Source organism: Kineococcus terrestris (assembly GCF_041020755.1).
Lineage (GTDB): Bacteria > Actinomycetota > Actinomycetes > Actinomycetales > Kineococcaceae > Kineococcus > Kineococcus terrestris.
Genome location: NZ_JBEUEI010000023.1, coordinates 1 through 20,675, shown reverse-complemented (window position 1 = coordinate 20,675; position 20,675 = coordinate 1). Strand labels below are relative to the sequence as shown.

The following is a 20,675-nucleotide window of genomic DNA, read 5'->3' as shown; positions in this document are numbered from 1 at the left end:
GCAGCGTACTTCCGCCCGGGGGCCCGCGGGCGCGACGCGCGAGGCCGCCACGTGACAGACCTGTCACGTCAGGTGGTCGACAGGTCACCGAGCGTCTCTGGCCTACGGTGGCCGGGTGCTCGTCGCCTTCTCCGTCGCCCCCTCCGGTGGACCCGCGCCCGCGGACGGCGCCCCGGACTCCGTCAGCGCGGCCGTCGCCGACGCCGTCCTCGTGGTCCGCTCCTCGGGTCTGCCGCACCGCACCGACGCCATGTTCACCACGGTGGAGGGCACCTGGGAGGAGTGCATGGACGTCGTGCGCCGCGCTTGCGAGGCCGTCGGCCGGCACGGACCGCGCGTGTCCCTCGTGCTCAAGGCGGACATCAGGCCGGGCCACGAGGGCGAGCTGACCGGCAAGCTGGAGCGCCTCGAGGCCGCCGTCGAGCGCGCGCAGGGCGAGGCCGGCCGCGGCCAGTGACGGCCTCCCCGGGCTCCCCGCGGGGTCCGGGGCACCCGCCGGCGGCTCGTAGGGTGTCCCCGGCCCGGGCGCGCCGGGCCGGTCGAGCGGAGCGGGAGGCAGCGGGGTGCGGAGGGTCCTGGCGTGGCTGCTGCTCGCCGCCGGTGCCGCGGCCGCCGTCACCGGTGCCCTGCTGCTCACCGTCCTGGCCCCGCCGCAGCGGCTGACGGCCGCCACCGCTCCCGCGGGCCCCACCGGGACCACCGCGCCCGCGACCGTCACCGACCGGGGCGTGCTCGACCTCACCGGCTCCCCGGTCGAGGTGCGCGCCACCGGCCCGGGGGACGTCTTCCTCGGCGTCGCCCGCGCGGCCGACGCCGAGGCCTGGCTCGACGGCGCCGCGCGCACCCGCGTGACCGGGGTCGCCGGCGACCTCGACGACGCCCGGCTGACCACGGCCGACGAGCCGGGCGCCGGGTCCGGGGACGCCGCGCCCGACCCGCGCGCGGCCGACGTGTGGGCGCTCGCGGCCGACGGCGAGGGCTCCGCCGAGCTCGTCTGGGACCCCGCCACCACCGGCGCCCCCGACGCCGACCGCACCGGCGCCTGGGTCCTGCTGGCGACCGGCACCGCGGGCGGCGCCGGGGACGGGACCGCCGCCCTGGACTCCCTGCGCCTGACCTGGTCCCTGAGCGGCGAGGACGCCCGCCACCCCGCGGGCACGCCGCTGCTCGCGGCCGGCGCCGCGGTCCTCGCCCTCGGCGCCGTCGGCGTCCTCGTCGAGGAGCGCCGGGTCCGCCGGACCCGCCGGGCGCGCGGTGCCCGGCGCGCCGCGGGAGCGGGCGCGTGAGCCCCCGCCGCGCCGCTCCCCGCCGCGCCGCCGCCCGCACCGCGGCGGCCGTCCTCGCCGTGCCCGCGCTGCTGGCCGGCTGCGCGCAGCTGCCGCCGGTGCCCGCCGTCCCCGCCGACCCGGCCCCCGCGGCGCCCGTGGTCGCGCCCGTCCAGGCCGAGCGGGTCGTCGGCGACGTCGTGCGGGCCGTGCGCGAGGCCGGAGACGACCCCGAGGCGCTCGCCGGCCGCGTCACCGGTCCCGAGCTGGCGCTGCGCCGGGCCGCCGCCCGCGTGCGCGGGGCCGGGGCCGAGCCCCCGCCGACGGGCTCGGCCGACGAGCTGACCCCGCTGTCGTCCTCCCTGCCCCGCCAGGAGGACTGGCCGCGCTGGTTCCTCGTCGTCACCGAGCCCGGCGCCGACAGCGCCCCGTCGGTGGTCGTGCTGCGCTCGGAGTCGCCGCGCGAGCCGTACCGGGTGTGGGCGACACCGTCCCTGCTGCCCGGCACGAGCCTGCCCACCACCGAGGCGCCCGCCCTCGGCGTCGCCGTCGTCGGCCCCGACGAGGACGCCAACCTGCTCGCCTCCCCCCGCGAGGTGGCCCAGCGCTACGCCGACGTCCTCACCGACGGCGACGCCGCCCCGGCCGCCGCCGACTTCGCCGAGGACGCCTACCGCGAGCAGGTGACGCGCAGCGTCGCCGAGCAGACCGAGGCGCTGCGCGCCGGCGGCGGGACGTTCAGCCAGAGCCGGGAGCTGCTCGACGGGGTGGACGACCGGCCGCTGGTCGCCCTGCGCACCCGCGACGGCGGCGCCCTCGTCGTGGCCGGCTACCGCTGGGAGACGACGGCCACCGGCCCCGAGGGCGGCCTGCTCGGCGACCTGGACCCCGTCACCGCGGCGCTCGCGGGCCGCGAGCAGGCGCGCAGCGCGCGGCTGGTGCGCGAGGAGGTCGTCGTCCTCGACGTGCCGCCCACCGACGGCGGGGTCGTCTCGGTGCTGGCCGTCCAGAGCGGCCTGACCGAGGTCGAGGCGGGCTGAGGGCGGCGCCCCCGAGGAGGTCCGCCGGCCCGCGGCGAGCACCCCGCCGGCACCCCGCCACCGCCCCCCGGGAGCTCCACGAGCGCGTGAGAAGCTACCGGCCATGACGTCGCAGCCCTCTGCTCCGGGACCGGGTCTCAACCTGCGCGGAGCGGTCGACCTGGGCGCCCTGGCCGCCCGCAACTCCCGCCGCGAGGAGGTCGCCCGCCGCGCCGCGGCCGACCCGCGGGCCGCGGCCGCCGGCTCCCCGTTCGTCGTCGACGTGCGCGAGGAGTCCTTCGCCGAGGTCGTGCAGCGCTCCGCCGAGGTGCCCGTCCTGCTGGAGCTGTGGGCCGAGGGCTACGACACCGGCGCGGAGGTGCTGCAGCAGCTGACCGCCGAGGCGGGCGGGCGCGTCCTGCTCGCGCGCGTGGACGCGCAGGCCAACCCCCAGCTGGCGCAGACGCTCGCCCAGACGCTGCAGGCGCGGGCGCTGCCGGTGGTGGCCGCGGTCGTCAAGCAGCAGCCCGTCCCGCTGTTCACCGGCTCCTACCCGGCGCTGGAGGACGCGCGCGCCCTGCTGGAGGAGGTCCTCAAGCTCGCCGAGGCCAACGGCGTCACCGGCCGCCTCGTCGCCGGGGACGAGCAGGACGCGGAGCCGGCCGAGCCGCAGCTGCCGCCCCTGCACGCCGAGGCGCAGGCGGCCCTGGCGGCCGGCGACCTGGACGGCGCCGCGGCCGCCTACCAGCGGGCGCTGGCGCAGGACCCGCGCGACGCCGACGCCGCCGAGGGGCTGGCCCGCACCGGCGTGCTGCGCCGCGTGCAGGGGGTCGACCTCGACGCCGCCCGCGCGGCCGCGGCCGCCGACCCGGACGACGTCGCGAAGCAGCTCGTGGTCGCCGACCTGGACCTGGTCGGCGGGCACGTCGAGGACGCCTTCGCCCGCCTGCTGGCCGTCGTCGCGCGCACGACCGGGGAGGAGCGCGACGCCGCGCGCGTGCACCTGCTGGAGCTGTTCACCGTCGTGGGCGCCGCGGACCCGCGCGTGGTCAAGGCCCGCCAGGCGCTGTCCCGCGCCCTGTTCTGAGCCGGGCCCGCTAGCGTCGGCGGCGTGACCAGCGCCGCTCCCACGCCCTCCGCGACCCCCTCCGCGACCCCCTCCGCCGGTGCGCCCGCGCACCGGCTGCCGCGCGCCGCGCCCGCCGAGCGGGACGTCGACGCCGCCGGCGTCCTGGCCCTGCTGGACGCCCTGGAGTCCACGCCCGGCGTGGAGCCGCACAGCCTGCTCGTCGTGCGCGGCGGCGCCGTGGTCGCCGAGGGCTGGTGGGCGCCGTACGCGGCCGAGCGCGTGCACCTGCTGTACTCCCTCAGCAAGAGCTTCACCTCCGTCGCGCTGGGGATGCTCGTGGACGCCGGCCGCGTGGACCTGGACGACACCCTCGTAGCCCGCTTCCCCGAGCTGGACGCCGACGTCACCGACCCGCGCAGCCGGGCCGTGCGGGTGCGGCACGTGGCGGCGATGGCCAGCGGGCACCGGGAGGAGACGCTGGAGCGCGCGCAGGCCCTGGACCCGGCCGACCTGGTGCGCGGGTTCCTGCTGCTGCGCCCGGACGCCGAGCCGGGGACGGTGTTCGCCTACAACCAGCCGTGCACGTACTCCCTGGCGGCGCTGGTGCAGCGCGAGAGCGGGCAGACGCTGACGGAGTTCCTGCGCCCGCGCCTGTTCGACCCGCTGGGGATCGGCGAGGTCGGCTGGACCGCGGACGGCTCCGGGCGCCAGATCGGCTGGAGCGGCCTGCACGCGCGCACCGAGGACGTCGCGGCGCTCGGCGAGCTGCACCTGCGCGGCGGCGCCTGGGGCGGGCGGCAGCTGCTGTCGCCGCAGTGGGTCGAGACGGCCACCCGCTCGCACGTGGACAGCGCGGACGGCATGCCGAACCCGGACTGGCAGCGCGGCTACGGCTTCCAGTTCTGGCGGGCCCGGCACGGCTACCGCGGCGACGGCGCGTACGGGCAGTTCTGCCTCGTGCTGCCCGAGCAGGACGCCGTCGTGGCGATCACCTCGCAGTCGCCGGACATGCAGGCCGTCCTGGACGCGGTGTGGGAGCACCTGCTGCCGGCGCTGGGCGTGCCGGCCTCCGGCGAGCGCGACGCAGAGCTGGCGCAGCGCCTGGCGGGGCTGGCGCTGCCGCCGCTGACAGGCGGTCCGGCCCCGGAGGGCCTGGCGCAGCGGGTGGGCGCGGCCGGGGTGGAGCTGGTGCGCGCCCCCGGTGACGCGGAGGGCAGCGGCGACCAGCCGCGGCTGACCTCGGCGCTCCTGCGGCCGGCCGCGGGGACCGCGGGGGCCGGGGAGGGGGCCGGCGGGCCGGGCGCGTGGGAGCTGCAGCTGCGCGAACCGGGGTCGGTGCTGACGGTGCCCGTCGCCGTGGACGGGTGGGCCGAGGGCGACGCGGTGGCGGCCACGGCGGCCTGGCGCGGCGGCGTCCTGGCCGTGGACGTCGTCCTCGTGGAGACCCCGCACCGCCTGCACGTGCTGGCCGACCCGACCGCCGGCACCTTCACCGCCCGCTGGGAGACCCGCCCGCTGCACGGCTCGCCGCTGGGCGAGCTGCGCTGCCCGCGTCCCTGACGCCGCCGGGGGAGGGGTCAGCGCGCCGGGCCGGTGGAGGAGCGCACCACCAGCTCGGGGCGGAACTCCACCCGCCCGGGGGGCCCGGGCCGCCGCTCGCCGGCCCCGAGCAGCCGCAGGAGCTGCTCGAGGGCGGCGGCGACGATGGCGTCCTCGTCCCAGGCCGTGGTGGTCAGGGGCGGCGCGACGAGCGGCGCCAGCTCCTGGTCGTCGTAGCCGAGGACGGACACGTCGCCGGGCACGTCGAGCCCGGCGTCGCGGGCGGCGCGGTAGGCGCCGTAGGCCAGGGAGTCGCTGAGGCAGAACAGCGCGGTGGGCCGCTCGGGCGCGGCGAGCGCGGCGCGCGCCACGGCGACCGCCCCGGCCGTGGAGGCGGGGGAGGGCGCCACGGTCAGCTCCAGGCCCAGCTCGCGCGCCACCTCCTGCGCCAGCAGCTGGGAGGGCCGGCCGGGCGTGGTGGGCAGGGCGGGGGTGAGCAGGGCGACGCGGCGGTGCCCCAGCCCGTGCAGGTGCCGCAGGGACGTGCTGACGCCGTGCCGGTTGTCGAAGAGGACCGCGGAGGCGTCCGGGCGGGCGCTCAGGGCGTCGCCGATGGTGACCAGGGCGGTGCCCGGGTCGAGCAGCGTCCAGTAGTCCGCGGACGGGTCGGCGGGCACGGCGACCACGCCGTCCACGCGCTGGGCGGCGAACTGCTCCAGGACGCGCCGCTCCTGGGCGGGGTCGGCGTCGCTGTCGGCGATGGCGGCCATCAGGTCGTGCTCGCGCAGCGCGTGGTTGAGCTCGACGGCCAGGTCCTGCTGCCACAGGTCCCGCAGGGCCGCGGCGACGCCGACGGTGCCGGTGCGCCCGCTGGCCAGGGCGCGGGCGATGGGGTCGACGCGGTAGCCGAGCTCGGCGGCCACGGCGCGCACGCGCTCGATGGTGGCCGGGGCGCCGCGGGTGCCGCGCAGCGCGTAGCTGGTGGCGGCCAGCGACAGGCCCGCCGCGTCGGCGACGTCCTGCAGCGTGCGGCGCGGGGCGGGGGGCACGCCGGGCAGGGTACGTCGCCCACCTGGGGAGCGACGGGAGCGTCGGGTGTGCTGTCAAGCGCTTCACCGTGGTGGGATCCCCCGAGCGTCCCGCCCGGGCGCGCCGGTGCAGCCCGTGCCGTCCCTCCGAAGCAGCCGGAGCAGCCGTGATCACCTTCGAGGCCGTGCGCAAGGAGTTCGGCGACGGCACCGTCGCCGTGGAGCACCTGGACCTGCAGCTGCCCGCCGGGCAGATCACCGTCTTCGTGGGGCCCTCGGGCTGCGGCAAGACGACCAGCCTGCGGATGATCAACCGGATGGTCGAGCCGACCTCGGGCCGGGTGCTGCTCGACGGGCGCGACGTGGCCGCGCAGGACCCGGCGGAGCTGCGCCGGGGCATCGGCTACGTCATCCAGCACGCCGGGCTGTTCCCGCACCGCACGGTGGCCGACAACATCGCCACCGTCCCGCGCCTGTCGGGGCGCTCGCGCCGCGAGGCGCGCGCCGCGGCCGGTGCGCTGCTGGAGCGGGTCGGCCTGGACGCCGCCCTGGCCGACCGCTACCCCGCGCAGCTGTCCGGGGGGCAGCAGCAGCGGGTGGGGGTGGCCCGCGCGCTGGCCGCCGACCCGCCCGTGATGCTCATGGACGAGCCGTTCAGCGCCGTGGACCCGGTGGTGCGCGAGCAGCTGCAGCGGGAGTTCCTGCGCCTGCAGGCCGAGCTGGGCAAGACCATCGCCCTGGTCACCCACGACATCGACGAGGCCGTCGTCCTCGGCGACCGCATCGCCGTCTTCCGCCAGGGCGGGCACCTGGCGCAGTTCGGCACGCCGCAGGAGCTGCTGGAGCGGCCCGCCGACGACTTCGTGCGCGGGTTCGTCGGCCGCGACCGCGGCTTCCGCGGCCTGTCCTTCACCGGCGCGGGCGACCTGCCCGTGCGCCCGGTGGCCGAGCGGGTGCGCGGCGCCGCGCTGGTGCTCGACGCGGCCGGGCGGCCCACCGGCTGGGAGACCGCCGACGGGACGGCGCCCACGGCGGGCACCTTCACCGCCGCCGACTCGCTGCGCACCGTGGCCGACCTGGCGCTGCTGTCGCCCGTGGGCGTGGCCGTGCGGGTGGACGCGGCCGGCCGCGCGGACGGGCTGGTCGCCCACCACGACCTCGTCGACCACCTCGACGCGCGCCGGGCGCGCGCCGCCGGGGAGCGCGTGTGATCCAGTACCTGTCGCAGAACGGCGACGCGGTCCTGGCGGCGCTGCGCCAGCACGTCGTCCTGGCGGTGCTGCCGCTGCTGCTGGGCGCGCTGCTGGCGCTGCCCGTCGGCTACCTCGCGGTGCGCTTCCGGTGGCTGTACCACCCGCTGCTCAACGTCTCCGGCGTCGTCTACGCGATCCCGTCGCTGGCGCTGTTCGTCACGCTGCCGTTCGTGCTGGGCACCCGGATCCTGGATCCGCTGAACATCGTCGTCGCCCTGGGCCTGTACACGCTGGCGCTGATGGCCCGCACGGTCGCCGACGGGCTGCGCTCGGTCGACCCGCAGGTCGTCGCGGCCGCCACGGCGATGGGCTACACGCCGCTGCGCCGGCTGGTGGCCGTGGAGCTGCCGCTGGCCCTGCCGGTGGTGCTGGCCGGGCTGCGGGTGGCGGCCGTGTCGAACATCAGCCTCGTCAGCGTCGGCGCGCTCATCGGCGTCGGCGGGCTGGGGGCGCTGTTCACCCGCGGGTTCCAGCTGTTCTGGACCGCCCCGATCCTCGTCGGCGTCGTGCTGTCGGTGCTGCTGGCCGCGGCCGCCGACCTCGTCATCGTGCTGGTGCAGCGGGCGCTGACGCCGTGGACGCGCGCGAGCGCGGGGAGGGCCTGACGTGGACGAGAGCCCGTACCTGTTCCGCGCGGCCAACTGGGACCCGTCCCGGCCCGGGAGCATCCCCGACCTGCTGCTGGCCCACCTGGGCTACACCGGCCTGGCGGTCCTCGTCGGCCTGGCGATCGCCCTGCCGGTGGGCTTCTGGATCGGGCACACCGGCCGCGGCTCGTTCCTGGCGATCAACGCCGGCAACGCCGGCCGGGCCCTGCCGACCCTGGGCCTGCTGTCGCTGGTGGTGACGCTGATGGGCCTGGGGCTGACCCCCGTCGTCGTCGCGCTCGTCGTGCTCGTCGTCCCGCCGATCCTCACCTCCTCCTACGCGGGCATCCGCAGCGTCGACCCGGCCGCGGTGGACGCCGCGCGCGGCATGGGCATGACGGAGCTGCAGGTGCTGTTCCGCGTCGAGCTGCCGATGGCGCTGCCGGTGCTGCTGGGCGGGCTGCGCAGCGCCGTCCTGCAGGTGGTCTCCACCGCGACCGTGGCCGCCTACGCGGGCCTGTCGGGGCTGGGCCGGCTGCTCATCGACGGCCTGGCGCTCAACGACTACGGCCGCGTCGTGGCCGGCGCCGTCGTGGTGGCCGCGCTCGCCGTCGCCCTCGACCTGCTCATCGCGCTCGTCCAGCGCCGCGTCGTCTCGCCCGGCATCACCGGGCGCGGTCTGGCGCGTTCCCGCGAGACCGCCGGCACGCGCGCCGCCGTCGCCGGCGACAGCGCCGACCGCCGCGCCCCCGCGGCCCCCTGAACCCCCGGGCAGAGCGCCCGGACCGTCCCGACCAGGAGAACCCCATGAGACGCAGGACCCTCACCGGCGCCGTGCTCGCCGGAGCGATCGCCCCGCTGCTCGCCCTGACCGCCTGCGGTGGCGGCGGCGACCCCCTGGCCGAGGAGACCACCGACGCCACCGGCGCCCCCGGCGCGGTGACGGTCGGCTCGGCGAACTTCCCCGAGAGCGAGCTGCTCGCCGAGATGTACGCGCAGGTGCTGGAGGGGGAGGGCGTGCAGGTCGAGCGCTCCTTCAACATCGGCGCCCGCGAGGTGTACCTGCGCGCCCTGCAGGACGGCTCCATCGACCTGCTGCCGGAGTACAACGGCGCGCTGCTCGCGGCGCTGAGCCCGGACGGCGTGCCGGAGGACGTCAGCAGCCCCGAGGACGTCTACGACGCGCTGCAGGACGTCCTGCCCGACGGCACGGAGACCCTGGAGCAGGCGGCCGCGGAGGACAAGGACACCCTCACGGTCACGCGCGAGACCGCCGAGCAGTACTCGCTGACCTCGATCGCGGACCTCGCGCCCGTGGCCGGGGACCTGACCGCCGGCGGCGGCCCGGAGTTCCAGGAGCGCTACCAGGGCCTCGTCGGCCTGGAGCAGGTCTACGGGGTCACCTTCGGGGAGTACCGCCCGCTGGACGCCGGCGGCCCGCTGACGGTGCAGGCCCTGTCCGACGGCACGATCCAGGTCGCCAACCTGTTCTCCACCGACTCGGCCATCGAGACGAACGACTTCGTCCCGCTGGAGGACCCGGAGAACCTGTTCCTGGCGCAGAACATCGTCCCGCTGATCCGCTCCGAGGTGAACGACGAGTCGATCACCGAGGCGCTCAACGCGTTCTCGGCGACGCTGACCACGGAGAACCTCACGGAGTACCTGGCCCGCGTCCAGGTCGACCGCGAGACCCCCGGCGCCGTGGCGACGGCCTACCTGACCGACAACGGCCTGGCCTGACGCCCGCGGCGCCCAGCGCGCGACGCGGCCCCGGTCCCCGCGAGGGGGCCGGGGCCGCGTCACGTCCGGGGCGCCCGCCCCGGCCCGGGCGTCAGTCGTCCGCCGGCACCAGCCACGTGACGCCCAGCGGCGGCACGCGCAGCGCGAGCGAGTGCTCGCGGCCGTTCCACTCCCGCTCCTCGGCGACGAGGGGACCGGTGTTGACCACGCCGGAGCCGGCGAAGCGCTCGTCGTCGGTGTTGAGCAGCTCGCGCCAGGTGCCGCCGTGCGGCAGGCCGACGCGGAAGTCCTCGTACGGGCTGCCGGCGAAGTTGCAGACCGCGACCAGCGGCTTCCCGTCGGTGGACCAGCGCACGTAGGAGATGAGGTTGCGGGCGTTGTCGCCGCCGTCGATCCAGTCGAAGCCCTCGGACGTGAAGTCCTGCGACCACAGCTCCGGGCGCGCCTTGTACGTCGTGTTCAGCTCGCGCACCAGGTCGTGCAGGCCCTTGTGCCACGGGGTGTCCAGCAGCCACCAGTCCAGCGAGCGCGCCTCCGACCACTCGGCCTCCTGGCCCAGCTCGGCGCCCATGAACAGCAGCTGCTTGCCGGGGTGGCTCCACATGTAGGCCAGGTAGGCGCGCACGTTGGCCAGCTGCTGCCAGCGGTCGCCCGGCATCTTGCGCAGCAGCGAGCCCTTGCCGTGCACGACCTCGTCGTGCGAGATGGGCAGGCAGAACTTCTCGCTGAAGGCGTACACGAGGCTGAACGTCAGCTCGCCGTGGTGGTACTGCCGGTGCACCGGGTCCTCGGAGACGTAGGCCAGCGAGTCGTGCATCCAGCCCATGTTCCACTTCAGCCCGAAGCCGAGGCCGCCGCCGCTGGTGGGGGCGGTGACGCCGGGGAACGCGGTGGACTCCTCGGCGATCATCATGATGCCGGGGGTGCGCTTGTAGGCGGTGGCGTTGGCCTCCTGCAGGAAGCTGATCGCCTCCAGGTTCTCCCGGCCGCCGAACTGGTTGGGCAGCCACTGGCCCTCGGCGCGCGAGTAGTCCAGGTAGAGCATCGAGGCGACCGCGTCCACGCGCAGGCCGTCGGCGTGGAACTCCTCCAGCCAGTACAGCCCCGAGGCGACGAGGAAGTTGCGCACCTCGCTGCGGCCGAAGTCGAAGACGTACGTGCCCCAGTCCATCTGCTCGCCGCGGCGCGGGTCGGGGTGCTCGTACAGGGGGGCGCCGTCGAAGCGCGCGAGGGCGAACTCGTCCTTGGGGAAGTGCCCGGGGACCCAGTCGATGATGACGCCGATGCCCGCCTGGTGCAGGCGGTCGATGAGGTGCCGCAGCTCGTCGGGCGAGCCCCAGCGCGACGTGGGCGCGAAGTAGGAGGTGACCTGGTAGCCCCACGAGCCGCCGAAGGGGTGCTCCATGACGGGCAGGAACTCCACGTGGGTGAACCCGGCGTCGCTGACGTACTCGACCAGCTCGTCGGCCAGCTCCCGGTAGCCCAGGCCCTGCCGCCAGGAGCCCAGGTGCACCTCGTAGACGGAGATCGGCCCGGCGTGCGGGTCGGTGGCCCCGCGGCGCTCCAGCCACTCCGCGTCGCCCCAGGTGTAGGAGGTCTCGGCCACGACGGAGGCGGTGGCGGGCGGCACCTCGGTGGCCTGCGCCATCGGGTCGGCCTTCTGCCGCCAGTGCCCGTCCGCGCCGAGGATCTCGAACTTGTACCGGCTGCCGGCGCCCACACCGGGCACGAACAGCTCCCAGACGCCGGAGGAGCCCAGCGAGCGCATCGCGTGCTCGCGGCCGTTCCAGTGGTTGTGGTCCCCGACGACGCGCACGGCGCGCGCGTTGGGCGCCCACACGGCGAACGCGGTGCCCTCGACGGGCCCGATGGCGCCCGGCCAGCGCTTCACGTGCGCGCCGAGGACGTCCCACAGCTGCTCGTGGCGGCCCTCGCCGACCAGGTGCAGGTCGACCTCGCCGAGGGTCGGCAGGAAGCGGTACGGGTCGTCGGCGGTGACCGGCTCCCCGCCCGGGTAGGACGTCTCGACGCGGTAGTCGCCGACCTCGGCGCCGGGCAGCACGCCGACCCACACGCCGTCGTACTCGTGCACGAGACCGACGCGCGAGCCGTCCTGCGTGACGACGGTGACGGTGGAGGCGAAGGGGCGCAGGACGCGCCAGGTGACGGCGCCGTCGTGCGGGTGCGCGCCGAGCACCGAGTGCGGCGACCAGTGCGCGCCCGCGGCGACCCTGGCCAGGTCGTCGGCGTCGACGGGGGCGGGGATGGGCGCAGAGCTCATGTCGGTCAGTCTCCCGGGGGGAACGGTGGGTCGCCTCTCGGCGCGGTCGCGGAGCCTCAGCTCAGCAGGCGGCGGACGGCGCCCAGGGGCACCTCCAGCCAGGTGGGGCGGTTGCGGGCCTCGTAGACCACCTCGTACAGGGCCTTGTCCAGCTCCAGGGCACCCAGCAGGACCTGGGCGGGGGAGCCCTCGACGCGGGCGTCGGTGGCCGGGCCGGTGCCCGCCACCTCCGCGTAGCCGGCCAGGAACGCCTCGCGGCAGGCCAGCGTCCAGGCCCGCGCCGCCTCCGGGTCGACCCCGGCGGCCGGGCCCGCGGAGCTGCCGGCGTAGTCGAAGGAGCGCAGCATCCCGGCCACGTCGCGCAGCGCCAGGTCCGGCAGGCTGCGCTCGGCCAGCGGGCGCAGCGGCTCGCCCTCGAAGTCCAGCAGCACCCAGCCGCGCGCGGCCGAGTGCAGGACCTGCCCGAGGTGGTAGTCGCCGTGCACGCGCTGCAGGTCGGGTGCGCCGGTGACCGAGCGCACGGCCTCCACGCGCTCGCGGGCCGCGCCGGCCAGCTCGCGCAGCGCGGGCACCTCGGCGGCGGCCCACGCCACCCGCGCGGCCAGGGCGTCGGCCACGGCGGCCAGCCGCTCGGGGGTGGCCGGCTCGGTGGGCAGGGTACCGGCCAGCACGGCGTGCACCTCGGCGGTGGCCCGGCCGAGGGCGGCGGCCTCGGTCCCGAAGGCGCGCCCGCCGGCCACCGCGGCGGTGGCCACGCGCCAGGCGTCCTCGGAACCGGCGAGGAACTCGGTCAGGTGCGCCAGGTGCCCGCGCGCGCGGGTGCCGTCGGGCGCGGTCCACGTGCCGTCGACCCACCCGGCGGGACGGGGCACGCGCTCGCAGCCGGCGCCGGCCAGCACGGTCTGCACGACCACGTCGGGGTTGTCGCCGGCGTTCAGGACGCGGAAGACCTTGGCGATGAGGGCGGGTCCGCCGTCGTCGGGGGTGATGACGAGGGAGGTGTTCGACTGCTCGCCCGACAGCACCTTCGTCCGGGCCTCCACCGGCACGGCGAGCCCGCCGTCGGCGCTGGTGCCCTGCGCGCCGAACGCGCGGTCCCCGGCGCCCTCCTCGGAGGCCACCAGGACGCGCAGCGCGCGGGTGAACGTGGGGTCGTGGGGGCCGTCGTAGACCCACACGGGGAACCCGTCGACGTCGGGCAGGTGCCCGACCAGGGCGTGCGCGAGGGCGTCGTCGGGGGCGTGCCGCACGGTCACCGGCACCTGGTAGACGGTGGACACCGGTGCCGCGCCCTCCTCGGCGCCGGTGGTCGAGACGGTGAGGGCGACGAGGTGGGCCACGCCGGTCTCGTCGAGGGTGGTGCGCTCCAGGCGCTCCACGCGCACGGCGGAGCCCTTGTGCGCGAACCAGCGCTGGCGGGGCGCCCAGTCGGCCAGCAGGTCGGCGAGCGGGTCGGTGACGCCGGCCGCGGTGGTGGCGGGACCGGTGGCGCCGGCGCTCACGCGGCGGCCCCCAGCCCCAGCCAGTAGAAGCCGCGCGAGCCGAGGGTGACGGTCAGGCAGCCGTCGGCGTCGACCGCCGGGAACGCGGCACCGCCGAACAGGTCCCGCACGGCGGCCCCGGCGTGGTCGGGCAGGCGCAGCCGCGCGGCCTGCGGGTGGTCGGAGAGGTTGTTGACGCACAAGACGGTCTCTGCCTCCTGCTCGGGGGTCGGGGCCAGGACGCGCAGGAACGCCAGCACGGCGTCGTTGTCGCAGCTCCCGCCGGGCCGGTCGTCGGGCTCGGGCGCGTCCGCGCCGGCGGAGCGCCGGCCGGTCAGGGGCCGGTACTCGCCCAGGCCGAACGCCGGGTGGCGCCGGCGCACCGCGAGGACGCTGCGCACCCAGTGCAGCAGCGAGCTGGACGTCGCCAGCTGCGCCTCCACGTTGACCGACTGGTAGTGGTACACCAGCGACTGCACCGTCGGCAGGTACAGCTTGCCGGGGTCGGCGGAGGAGAAGCCCGCGTTGCGGTCCGGCGTCCACTGCATGGGGGTGCGCACCGCGTCGCGGTCGTCCAGCCAGATGTTGTCGCCCATGCCGATCTCGTCGCCGTAGTACAGGCAGGGGCTGCCCGGCAGCGACAGGACCATCGCGTGGATGAGCTCGATCTCCGGGCGGGAGTTGTCCAGCAGCGGCGCCAGGCGCCGGCGGATGCCGACGTTGGCGCGCATGCGCGGGTCGGGCGCGTACCAGCCGTACATGGCGGCGCGCTCCTCGGTGGTGACCATCTCCAGCGTCAGCTCGTCGTGGTTGCGCAGGAACGTGCCCCACTGGCCGCTGGCGACGGGGATGTCGGGCGTCGCGGACAGGATGTCGGTGATCGGCGTGGCCCGGCCCTCGCGCAGCGCGTAGTACAGGCGCGGCATGACGGGGAAGTGGAAGCACATGTGGCACTCCGGCTCCTCCTCGGTGCCGAAGTACTCCACGACGTCGAAGGGCCACTGGTTGGCCTCGGCCAGCAGGACCCGGCCGGGGTACTCCTCGTCGACCATGCGCCGCAGCCGCCGCAGGAAGGCGTGCGTGGCCGGCAGGTTCTCCCCGTCGGTGCCCTCCTCCTCGTACAGGTAGGGCACGGCGTCCAGGCGGAACCCGTCGATGCCCATGTCCATCCAGAAGCGGACGGTGTCGAACATCGCCTCCTCCACGGCCGGGTTCTCGTAGTTGAGGTCCGGCTGGTGGGAGAAGAAGCGGTGCCAGAAGAACTGCCGGCGCACCGGGTCGAACGTCCAGTTCGACGTCTCGGTGTCGACGAAGATGATCCGCGCCTCGGTGTACTTCTCGTCGGTGTCGCTCCAGACGTAGAAGTCCCCGTACGGGCCGTCGGGGTCGGAGCGGCTGGCCTGGAACCACGGGTGCTGGTCGCTGGTGTGGTTCATCACCAGGTCGATGATGATCCGGATGCCGCGCTGGTGCGCCTCCTGCACGAGCCGCTGGAACTCCGGCAGGGTGCCGAACTCGGGCAGCACGGCGTTGTAGTCGGAGATGTCGTACCCGCCGTCGCGCAGCGGGGAGGCGAAGAACGGCGGCAGCCAGAGGCAGTCCACGCCCAGCCACTGCAGGTAGTCCAGCCGGCTGACCAGACCGGCGAAGTCGCCGCTGCCGGAGCCGTTGGAGTCCGAGAACGCGCGGACGAGCGCCTCGTAGAAGACGGCCGTCTTGTACCACTGCGGGTCGTGCCGCAGTCCCGGTGAGGTGGCGGGGAGGGCGTCCACGGCTCAGGCGCCGCGGACGTGGAAGACGTGCGCCGGCTCGGTGTACGGGTCCAGGCGCACGTAGTCGTGCTCGCCCCACTCGTAGGTGGCGCCGGTGAGCAGGTCGGTCACGGTGAAGCGGTCCGACCACGTCCGGCCGAGGGCGGCCATGTCCAGGTGCACCGTCGTCTCGCGCACGGCGTGCGGGTCGAGGTTCACCACGACGATGATCAGGTCCTCGCCCTCGGCGGTCACCTTGCGGCGGGAGAACGCCAGGACGTTCTCGTCGTCGGTGGCGTGGAAGGCGGTGCCCCGCAGCTGCTGCAGCGCCGGGTGGTCGCGGCGGACCCGGTTCAGCTTCGCCAGGTAGGGCGCCAGGCTCCAGCCCTCGCGCTCGGCGCGCGCGAAGTCGCGCGGGCGGTACTGGTACTTCTCGTTGTCCAGCTGCTCCTCGGCGCCCGGGCGGGCGGCGTGCTCGACGAGCTCGTAGCCGGTGTAGATCCCCCACGAGGGGCTCAGCAGCGCGGCCAGCACGGCGCGCAGCTTGAACACCGGCGGCCCGCCGTACTGCATCGTCGGGGTGAGGATGTCGTGCGTCGTGGGCCAGAAGCTGGGGCGCATGTAGTGCGCCGACTCGGTGGTCAGCTGCGTCAGGTACTCGCGCAGCTCCCAGGCGGCGTTGCGCCAGGCGAAGTAGGAGTAGGACTGCTGGAAGCCCACCTTGGCCAGCGTGTGCATCATCGCCGGCTTGGTGAAGGCCTCCGACAGCCACACCACCTCCGGGTGCTCGCGGTTCACCTCGGCGATGAGCCACTCCCAGAACTCCACCGGCTTGGTGTGCGGGTTGTCGACGCGGAAGAGGGTGACGCCGTGCTCGACCCACACGTCCACGACCCGCTTGACCTCGGCGTAGATGCCCTCGGGGTCGTTGTCGAAGTTCAGCGGGTAGATGTCCTGGTACTTCTTCGGCGGGTTCTCCGCGTAGGCGATGGTGCCGTCGGCGCGGGTGGTGAACCACTCCGGGTGCTCGGTGACCCACGGGTGGTCCGGGGAGCACTGCAGCGCCAGGTCCAGCGCCACCTCCAGGCCCAGCTCGCGCGCGCGGGCGACGAAGTGGTCGAAGTCCTCGAAGGTGCCCAGGTCCGGGTGCAGCGCGTCGTGCCCGCCCTCGGCCGCGCCGATCGCGTACGGCGAGCCGGGGTCCAGCGGGCCGGCAACGAGGCTGTTGTTCGGGCCCTTGCGGTTGGTGCGGCCGATGGGGTGCACGGGCGTGAGGTAGGCGACGTCGAAGCCCATCTCGGCGATCGCGGGCAGCCGCTCGGCGGCGGTGCGGAACGTGCCGGAGACCCAGCGCCCGGCCTCCTCGTCCCAGCGGGCCCCCTCCGAGCGGGGGAAGAACTCGTACCAGCTCGTGAAGGCCGCCAGCTGCCGCTCCACCCGCAGCGGGAAGGTGGGGGAGGGGCTGACCATCTCGCGCAGCGGCAGCCGCTCCAGCGCGGCGTGCACGTCGCCCGCCAGACCGGCCCGCAGCCGGGTCTCGTCGTCCAGGGAGGTGTCGCGCAGCCGGGCGGCGGCGTGCCGCAGCGCCCCGGCGCCCTCCTCGTCGCGGCCCGGCAGCGCCGCGGCGCGCTCCAGCAGGCGCGCGCCCTCCTCCAGCATGAGGGCGCTGTCCACCCCGGCGCGCACCTTGATGGTGGCGTCGTGCTCCCAGGTGCCGTACGGGTCGGACCAGCCCTCCACGCGCAGGCCCCACTCGCCGGGGGCGTCGGGCGTCAGGACGGCGTGGTGGTCGTCCAGGCCGGGCGTGCCGAGCGTCATCCGCGCGGTCAGCTCGCTGCCGTCCGGGCGCACCAGGACGGCCGTGGCCGCCACGGCGTCGTGGCCCTCGCGGAAGACCGTCGCCGAGACCGGCACCTGCTCGCCCGGCACGGCCTTGGCGGGCCAGCGGCCGTCGTCGACGACCGGGCTCACGCCCAGCACGGGGATGCGCCCGACCTTCGTCCCGCGCGCGGCCGTGCTCGCGCGCGCCGCCGTGGAGTGCTCCGTCGTCGTCACGTGCGGCAACCTACCGAGGACCGTGCCCGGCGTCGCGTCGTCGCGCCCGCCCGGACCGCGCCCGGCTCCGGCGCGGTCCCGGCGGGCCCGGGGGTCCGCGCGGGTCCGCGCGGGTCCGCGGTGGACGGGGTGCGCCGGAGCGCCCGGAGGACTGCGCGCGGGCCCCCCGCGCGGCTACGTTGCTGACCGTGAGAGCCATCCGCCGCTTCACCGTCCGCACCGTCCTGCCCGCGCCGCTGGCGCCGCTGGGGGACCTGGCGAGCAATCTGCGCTGGTCGTGGCACAAGCCCACCCGCGACCTGTTCGAGTCGATGGACCCGGCCGCCTGGCAGGCGGTCCACCGCGAGCCCGGCGCGCTGCTGGGTGCCCTGAGCACCGAACGCCTCGAGGCCCTGGCCGCGGACTCCGCGTTCGTCGCCCGCGTGGACGCGGCGGCGGCCGACCTGCGCACCTACCTGGAGCGGCCCGGCTGGTACGCGGGCCTGGGCGCGGACGCCCCCGCGGCGGTCGCCTACTTCTCGATGGAGTTCGGCATCACGGGCGCCCTGCCGCAGTACTCCGGCGGCCTGGGCATCCTCGCGGGCGACCACCTGAAGTCCGCCAGCGACCTGGCCGTGCCGGTCGTGGGCGTCGGCCTGTTCTACGCCACCGGCTACTTCAAGCAGTCGCTCTCGCGCGACGGCTGGCAGCAGGAGACCTACCCGGTCCTCGACCCCGACGGCCTGCCGCTGTCGCTGCTGCGCGAGGACGACGGCACGCCCGCGAAGGTGTCCCTGGACCTGCCCGGCGGCCGGCGGCTCGTGGCGCACGTGTGGCGCGCGCAGGTCGGGCGGGTGCCGCTGCTGCTGCTGGACTCCGACGTGGAGGAGAACGACGAGGCGGCCCGCGGCATCACCGACCGCCTGTACGGCGGGGGCGGGGAGCACCGCCTGCAGCAGGAGCTGCTGTGCGGCGTGGGCGGCGTGCGCGCCCTGCGCCTGTGGTCGCGCCTGACCGGCGCTCCCGAGCCGGAGGCGTACCACACCAACGAGGGGCACGCCGGGTTCCAGGGCGTGGAGCGCATCGCCGAGCACGTGGCCCGCGGCCTGAGCTTCGAGGAGGCCCTGGAGGCGGTGCGCGCGGCCACCGTCTTCACCACGCACACCCCCGTGCCGGCCGGCATCGACCGCTTCGGCCGCGACCAGATCGAGCTGTACCTGGGCGCGCAGAACCCGCTGCCGGGCGTGCCCGTCGAGCGCGTCCTGGCCCTGGGGGCCGAGGACTACCCCGGCGGCGACCCGGGCGTGTTCAACATGGCCGTCATGGGCCTGCGGCTGGCGCAGCGCGCCAACGGCGTCTCCCAGCTGCACGGCGCCGTCTCCCGCGGCATGTTCGGCGGCCTGTGGCCGGGTTTCGACGCCCCCGAGGTCCCGATCTCCTCCATCACCAACGGCGTGCACGCCCCCACCTGGGTGGCGCCGGAGGTCATCGAGATGGGCAAGCAGTACATCGGCCGCGAGCTGGTCGCCACCGGCGACGGCTTCGAGAAGGTCGACCAGGTGCCCGACGAGGAGGTGTGGCGCACCCGCCGCGTGCTGCGCGCCCGCCTCGTGGAGGACGCCCGCCGCCGCCTGCGCCTGTCGTGGCTGCAGCGCGGCGCCAGCGAGGCCGAGCTGGCGTGGACGCGGGAGGTCCTGGACCCCGACGTCCTCACCATCGGGTTCGCGCGCCGGGTGCCCACCTACAAGCGCCTCACGCTCATGCTGCGCGACCCCGAGCGGCTCAAGCGCCTGCTGCTGCACCCGCAGCGGCCCGTGCAGCTGGTCATCGCCGGCAAGTCGCACCCGGCCGACGAGACCGGCAAGCGCCTCATCCAGCAGATGGTGCGCTTCGCCGACGACCCCGAGGTGCGCCACCGCATCGTGTTCCTGCCCAACTACGACATCACGATGGCGCAGACCCTCTACCCGGGCTGCGACGTGTGGCTGAACAACCCGCTGCGCCCCTTCGAGGCGTGCGGGACCTCCGGCATGAAGTCGGCCCTCAACGGCGGGCTGAACCTGTCGATCCTCGACGGCTGGTGGGACGAGTGGTACGACGGCGGCAACGGCTGGGCCATCCCCACCGCCGACGGCGTCGACGACCCCGACCACCGCGACGACCTCGAGGCCGCGGCCCTGTACGACCTGGTGGAGAACTCCGTCGCCGCGCGCTTCTACGACCGCGACGAGCGCGGACTGCCCCCGCGCTGGCTGGAGATGGTCCGGCACACCCTGGCCTCGCTGGGCCCGAAGGTCCTGGCCAGCCGCATGGTGCAGGACTACGTGCAGCAGCTGTACGTGCCCGCGGCCGCCGCCGGCCGCGCCGCCGCCGCGGGCTCGGCCGCCGGCGCCCGCGAGGTGGCGCGCTGGAAGGCCGGGGTGCGCGAGCAGTGGCCGCTGGTGCGCGTGGACCACGTGGAGTCCTCCGGCGTGGGCGACTCCGCCGAGGTGGGCGACGTGCTGCACGTGCGCAGCTTCGTCACCCTCGGCGCGCTGGAGCCGGGTGACGTGCAGGTGCAGGTCGTGCACGGGCGGGTCTCCGAGTCCGACGTGCTGACCCCCTCGGGCGTCGTCACGCTGCGGCACGCGGAGGCGTTCGGCGACGGCCGGCACCGCTTCGAGGGCGAGCTGTCCCTGCGCCAGACCGGGCCCTTCGGGTACACGGTGCGCGTGCTGCCGCAGCACCCCGGACTGGCCAACCCCGCGGAGCTCGGGCTGGTCGCCAACGCCTGACGGGCCGGGCCTCCTCCGCCGGCCCCCTCGGCCGGTACCGGCGGAGGGGGCCGGCGCGGGTCCGGCGCGGGTCCGGCGCGGGTCCGGCGCGGGTCCGGGAGGCCGCGGGCTCAGTCCCCCCGGGGGTGCCCGGGCGGGTAGCGGGTGCCGGCCGGCAGGGCGTCCGGGGTGTCCGCGTCCCGCAGCGCGCCGGCGACCTCCACCTGCCGGCACCCCCGGCGCAGCAGCTCGCGCAGCCCCGCCCCGGACGCGGCGCACTGCGCCGCGCGGTCCCAGTGCCGGTGCCCCAGGAGCACCGGGTGCCCGCCGCGGCCCCGCCACCCGGCGCGCACGAGCGCGTCCGAGGGGTCCGGCGCGGCGGCCTCCAGCACCCGGCCCACGTCGGCCGCGGTGACGTCCGGCAGGTCCACCAGCGTCAGCAGCAGCGCCCGCGCGCCCACGGCCCGCCCGTGGCGCAGCGCCGCCAGGACGCCCTCTCCCAGGCCGCGGCGCCAGCCCGGCACCTCGAGCACGTCCACCCCGTCCGGCAGGCCGGCGCGGACCTCGTCCGCGGCGGCGCCGACGGTGACGGCGACCGGCGCGCAGCCGCCGGCGCGCAGCACCCCCGCCGCGCGGGCCGCCCAGCCGGTGCCGTCCTCCGTGCGCAGCAGCGCCTTGGGCGCCCCCGCGCGCGTGCCGGCACCCGCTGCGAGCACCACGCCCAGGACCGCCACGCGCCCATCCCACCACCCCGGGGGGGGGGGGGGGGGGCCCCGCCGGGCCGGGCCCGCCCCGGGGACCGGGGGTGGTACGACGTGGCGAGCAACGCGGTCGTGCGCCGCGCCGACCTCGACCTCGCCGACCTCGACCTC

The 20,675-nt window shown here is 76.3% G+C and carries 16 protein-coding genes; 10 read left to right on the top strand and 6 right to left on the bottom strand.

The genetic code is table 11. The features are described 5' to 3' along the window. Nucleotides 1-115: 115 nt before the first annotated feature. The 5 genes from AB8M62_RS14055 (at nt 116) to AB8M62_RS14035 (ending at nt 4,913) form a co-directional block, all read left to right on the top strand. Nucleotides 116-457, top strand: a complete 342-nt coding sequence (locus AB8M62_RS14055) for a thiamine-binding protein (RefSeq protein WP_369053787.1) — start codon at nt 116-118, stop codon at nt 455-457. Between the two features lie 106 nt (nt 458-563). Further along, entirely contained in the window at nt 564-1,286 is a 723-nt protein-coding gene (locus tag AB8M62_RS14050) for a hypothetical protein (RefSeq protein WP_369069965.1), read from the top strand. Next, on the top strand, nt 1,283-2,305 hold the full coding sequence (locus tag AB8M62_RS14045; RefSeq protein WP_369069964.1) for a DUF8094 domain-containing protein: 1,023 nt from the start codon (nt 1,283-1,285) through the stop codon (nt 2,303-2,305). The genes AB8M62_RS14050 and AB8M62_RS14045 overlap by 4 nt, the downstream gene beginning before the upstream one ends. A 103-nt stretch (nt 2,306-2,408) precedes the next feature. After that, nucleotides 2,409-3,371: a co-chaperone YbbN gene (locus tag AB8M62_RS14040; RefSeq protein WP_369069963.1), complete on the top strand. Its 963-nt coding sequence runs from the start codon at nt 2,409-2,411 to the stop codon at nt 3,369-3,371. 24 nt (nt 3,372-3,395) lie between these two features. Beyond that, complete coding sequence (locus tag AB8M62_RS14035) at nt 3,396-4,913, top strand: serine hydrolase domain-containing protein (protein WP_369069962.1); 1,518 nt, start codon at nt 3,396-3,398, stop codon at nt 4,911-4,913. A 17-nt stretch (nt 4,914-4,930) separates the two neighbouring features. Here the strand turns inward: AB8M62_RS14035 and AB8M62_RS14030 are convergent, their stop codons facing one another. Then, complete coding sequence (locus AB8M62_RS14030; RefSeq protein ID WP_369053794.1) at nt 4,931-5,941, bottom strand: LacI family DNA-binding transcriptional regulator; 1,011 nt, start codon at nt 5,939-5,941, stop codon at nt 4,931-4,933. Nucleotides 5,942-6,087: 146 nt separating this feature from the next. Between AB8M62_RS14030 and AB8M62_RS14025 the strand changes: the two genes are divergently transcribed. Genes AB8M62_RS14025 through AB8M62_RS14010 form a run of 4 tightly spaced genes read left to right on the top strand, consistent with a single transcriptional unit; the run spans nt 6,088 to nt 9,503 of the window. Continuing rightward, complete coding sequence (locus tag AB8M62_RS14025; RefSeq protein WP_369053795.1) at nt 6,088-7,131, top strand: ABC transporter ATP-binding protein; 1,044 nt, start codon at nt 6,088-6,090, stop codon at nt 7,129-7,131. After that, nucleotides 7,128-7,778, top strand: coding sequence for an ABC transporter permease (locus AB8M62_RS14020; RefSeq protein ID WP_369053797.1), 651 nt, complete (start codon nt 7,128-7,130; stop codon nt 7,776-7,778). The genes AB8M62_RS14025 and AB8M62_RS14020 overlap by 4 nt, the downstream gene beginning before the upstream one ends. A 1-nt stretch (nt 7,779) precedes the next feature. Then, on the top strand, nt 7,780-8,523 hold the full coding sequence (locus AB8M62_RS14015; protein ID WP_369053798.1) for an ABC transporter permease: 744 nt from the start codon (nt 7,780-7,782) through the stop codon (nt 8,521-8,523). A gap of 44 nt (nt 8,524-8,567) precedes the next feature. Then, complete coding sequence (locus AB8M62_RS14010) at nt 8,568-9,503, top strand: ABC transporter substrate-binding protein (RefSeq protein ID WP_369053799.1); 936 nt, start codon at nt 8,568-8,570, stop codon at nt 9,501-9,503. 91 nt (nt 9,504-9,594) lie between these two features. Here the strand turns inward: AB8M62_RS14010 and glgB are convergent, their stop codons facing one another. The 4 genes from glgB to AB8M62_RS13990 are packed head-to-tail and all read right to left on the bottom strand — an operon-like array spanning nt 9,595 to nt 17,071. Continuing rightward, complete coding sequence (gene glgB / locus AB8M62_RS14005; protein WP_369053800.1) at nt 9,595-11,784, bottom strand: 1,4-alpha-glucan branching protein GlgB; 2,190 nt, start codon at nt 11,782-11,784, stop codon at nt 9,595-9,597. 56 nt (nt 11,785-11,840) lie between these two features. Further along, nucleotides 11,841-13,286, bottom strand: coding sequence for a maltokinase N-terminal cap-like domain-containing protein (locus AB8M62_RS14000; RefSeq protein ID WP_369069961.1), 1,446 nt, complete (start codon nt 13,284-13,286; stop codon nt 11,841-11,843). Then, nucleotides 13,283-15,037 (bottom strand): maltose alpha-D-glucosyltransferase, encoded by a 1,755-nt coding sequence (gene treS / locus AB8M62_RS13995; protein WP_369069960.1) that lies wholly within the window; start codon nt 15,035-15,037, stop codon nt 13,283-13,285. The genes AB8M62_RS14000 and treS overlap by 4 nt, the downstream gene beginning before the upstream one ends. 3 nt (nt 15,038-15,040) lie before the next feature. Further along, nucleotides 15,041-17,071: an alpha-1,4-glucan--maltose-1-phosphate maltosyltransferase gene (locus AB8M62_RS13990; RefSeq protein WP_369069959.1), complete on the bottom strand. Its 2,031-nt coding sequence runs from the start codon at nt 17,069-17,071 to the stop codon at nt 15,041-15,043. A gap of 188 nt (nt 17,072-17,259) precedes the next feature. On the opposite strand from AB8M62_RS13990, the gene glgP reads away from it, so the two are divergent. Next, nucleotides 17,260-19,824 carry an alpha-glucan family phosphorylase gene (gene glgP, locus AB8M62_RS13985; RefSeq protein ID WP_369053804.1) on the top strand — a complete coding sequence of 855 codons (2,565 nt, stop codon included), beginning with the start codon at nt 17,260-17,262 and terminating at the stop codon, nt 19,822-19,824. 110 nt (nt 19,825-19,934) lie between these two features. Here glgP and AB8M62_RS13980 read toward each other — a convergent pair whose 3' ends face one another. After that, nucleotides 19,935-20,537 carry a nucleotidyltransferase family protein gene (locus AB8M62_RS13980; RefSeq protein WP_369053805.1) on the bottom strand — a complete coding sequence of 201 codons (603 nt, stop codon included), beginning with the start codon at nt 20,535-20,537 and terminating at the stop codon, nt 19,935-19,937. Nucleotides 20,538-20,675: the final 138 nt, after the last annotated feature.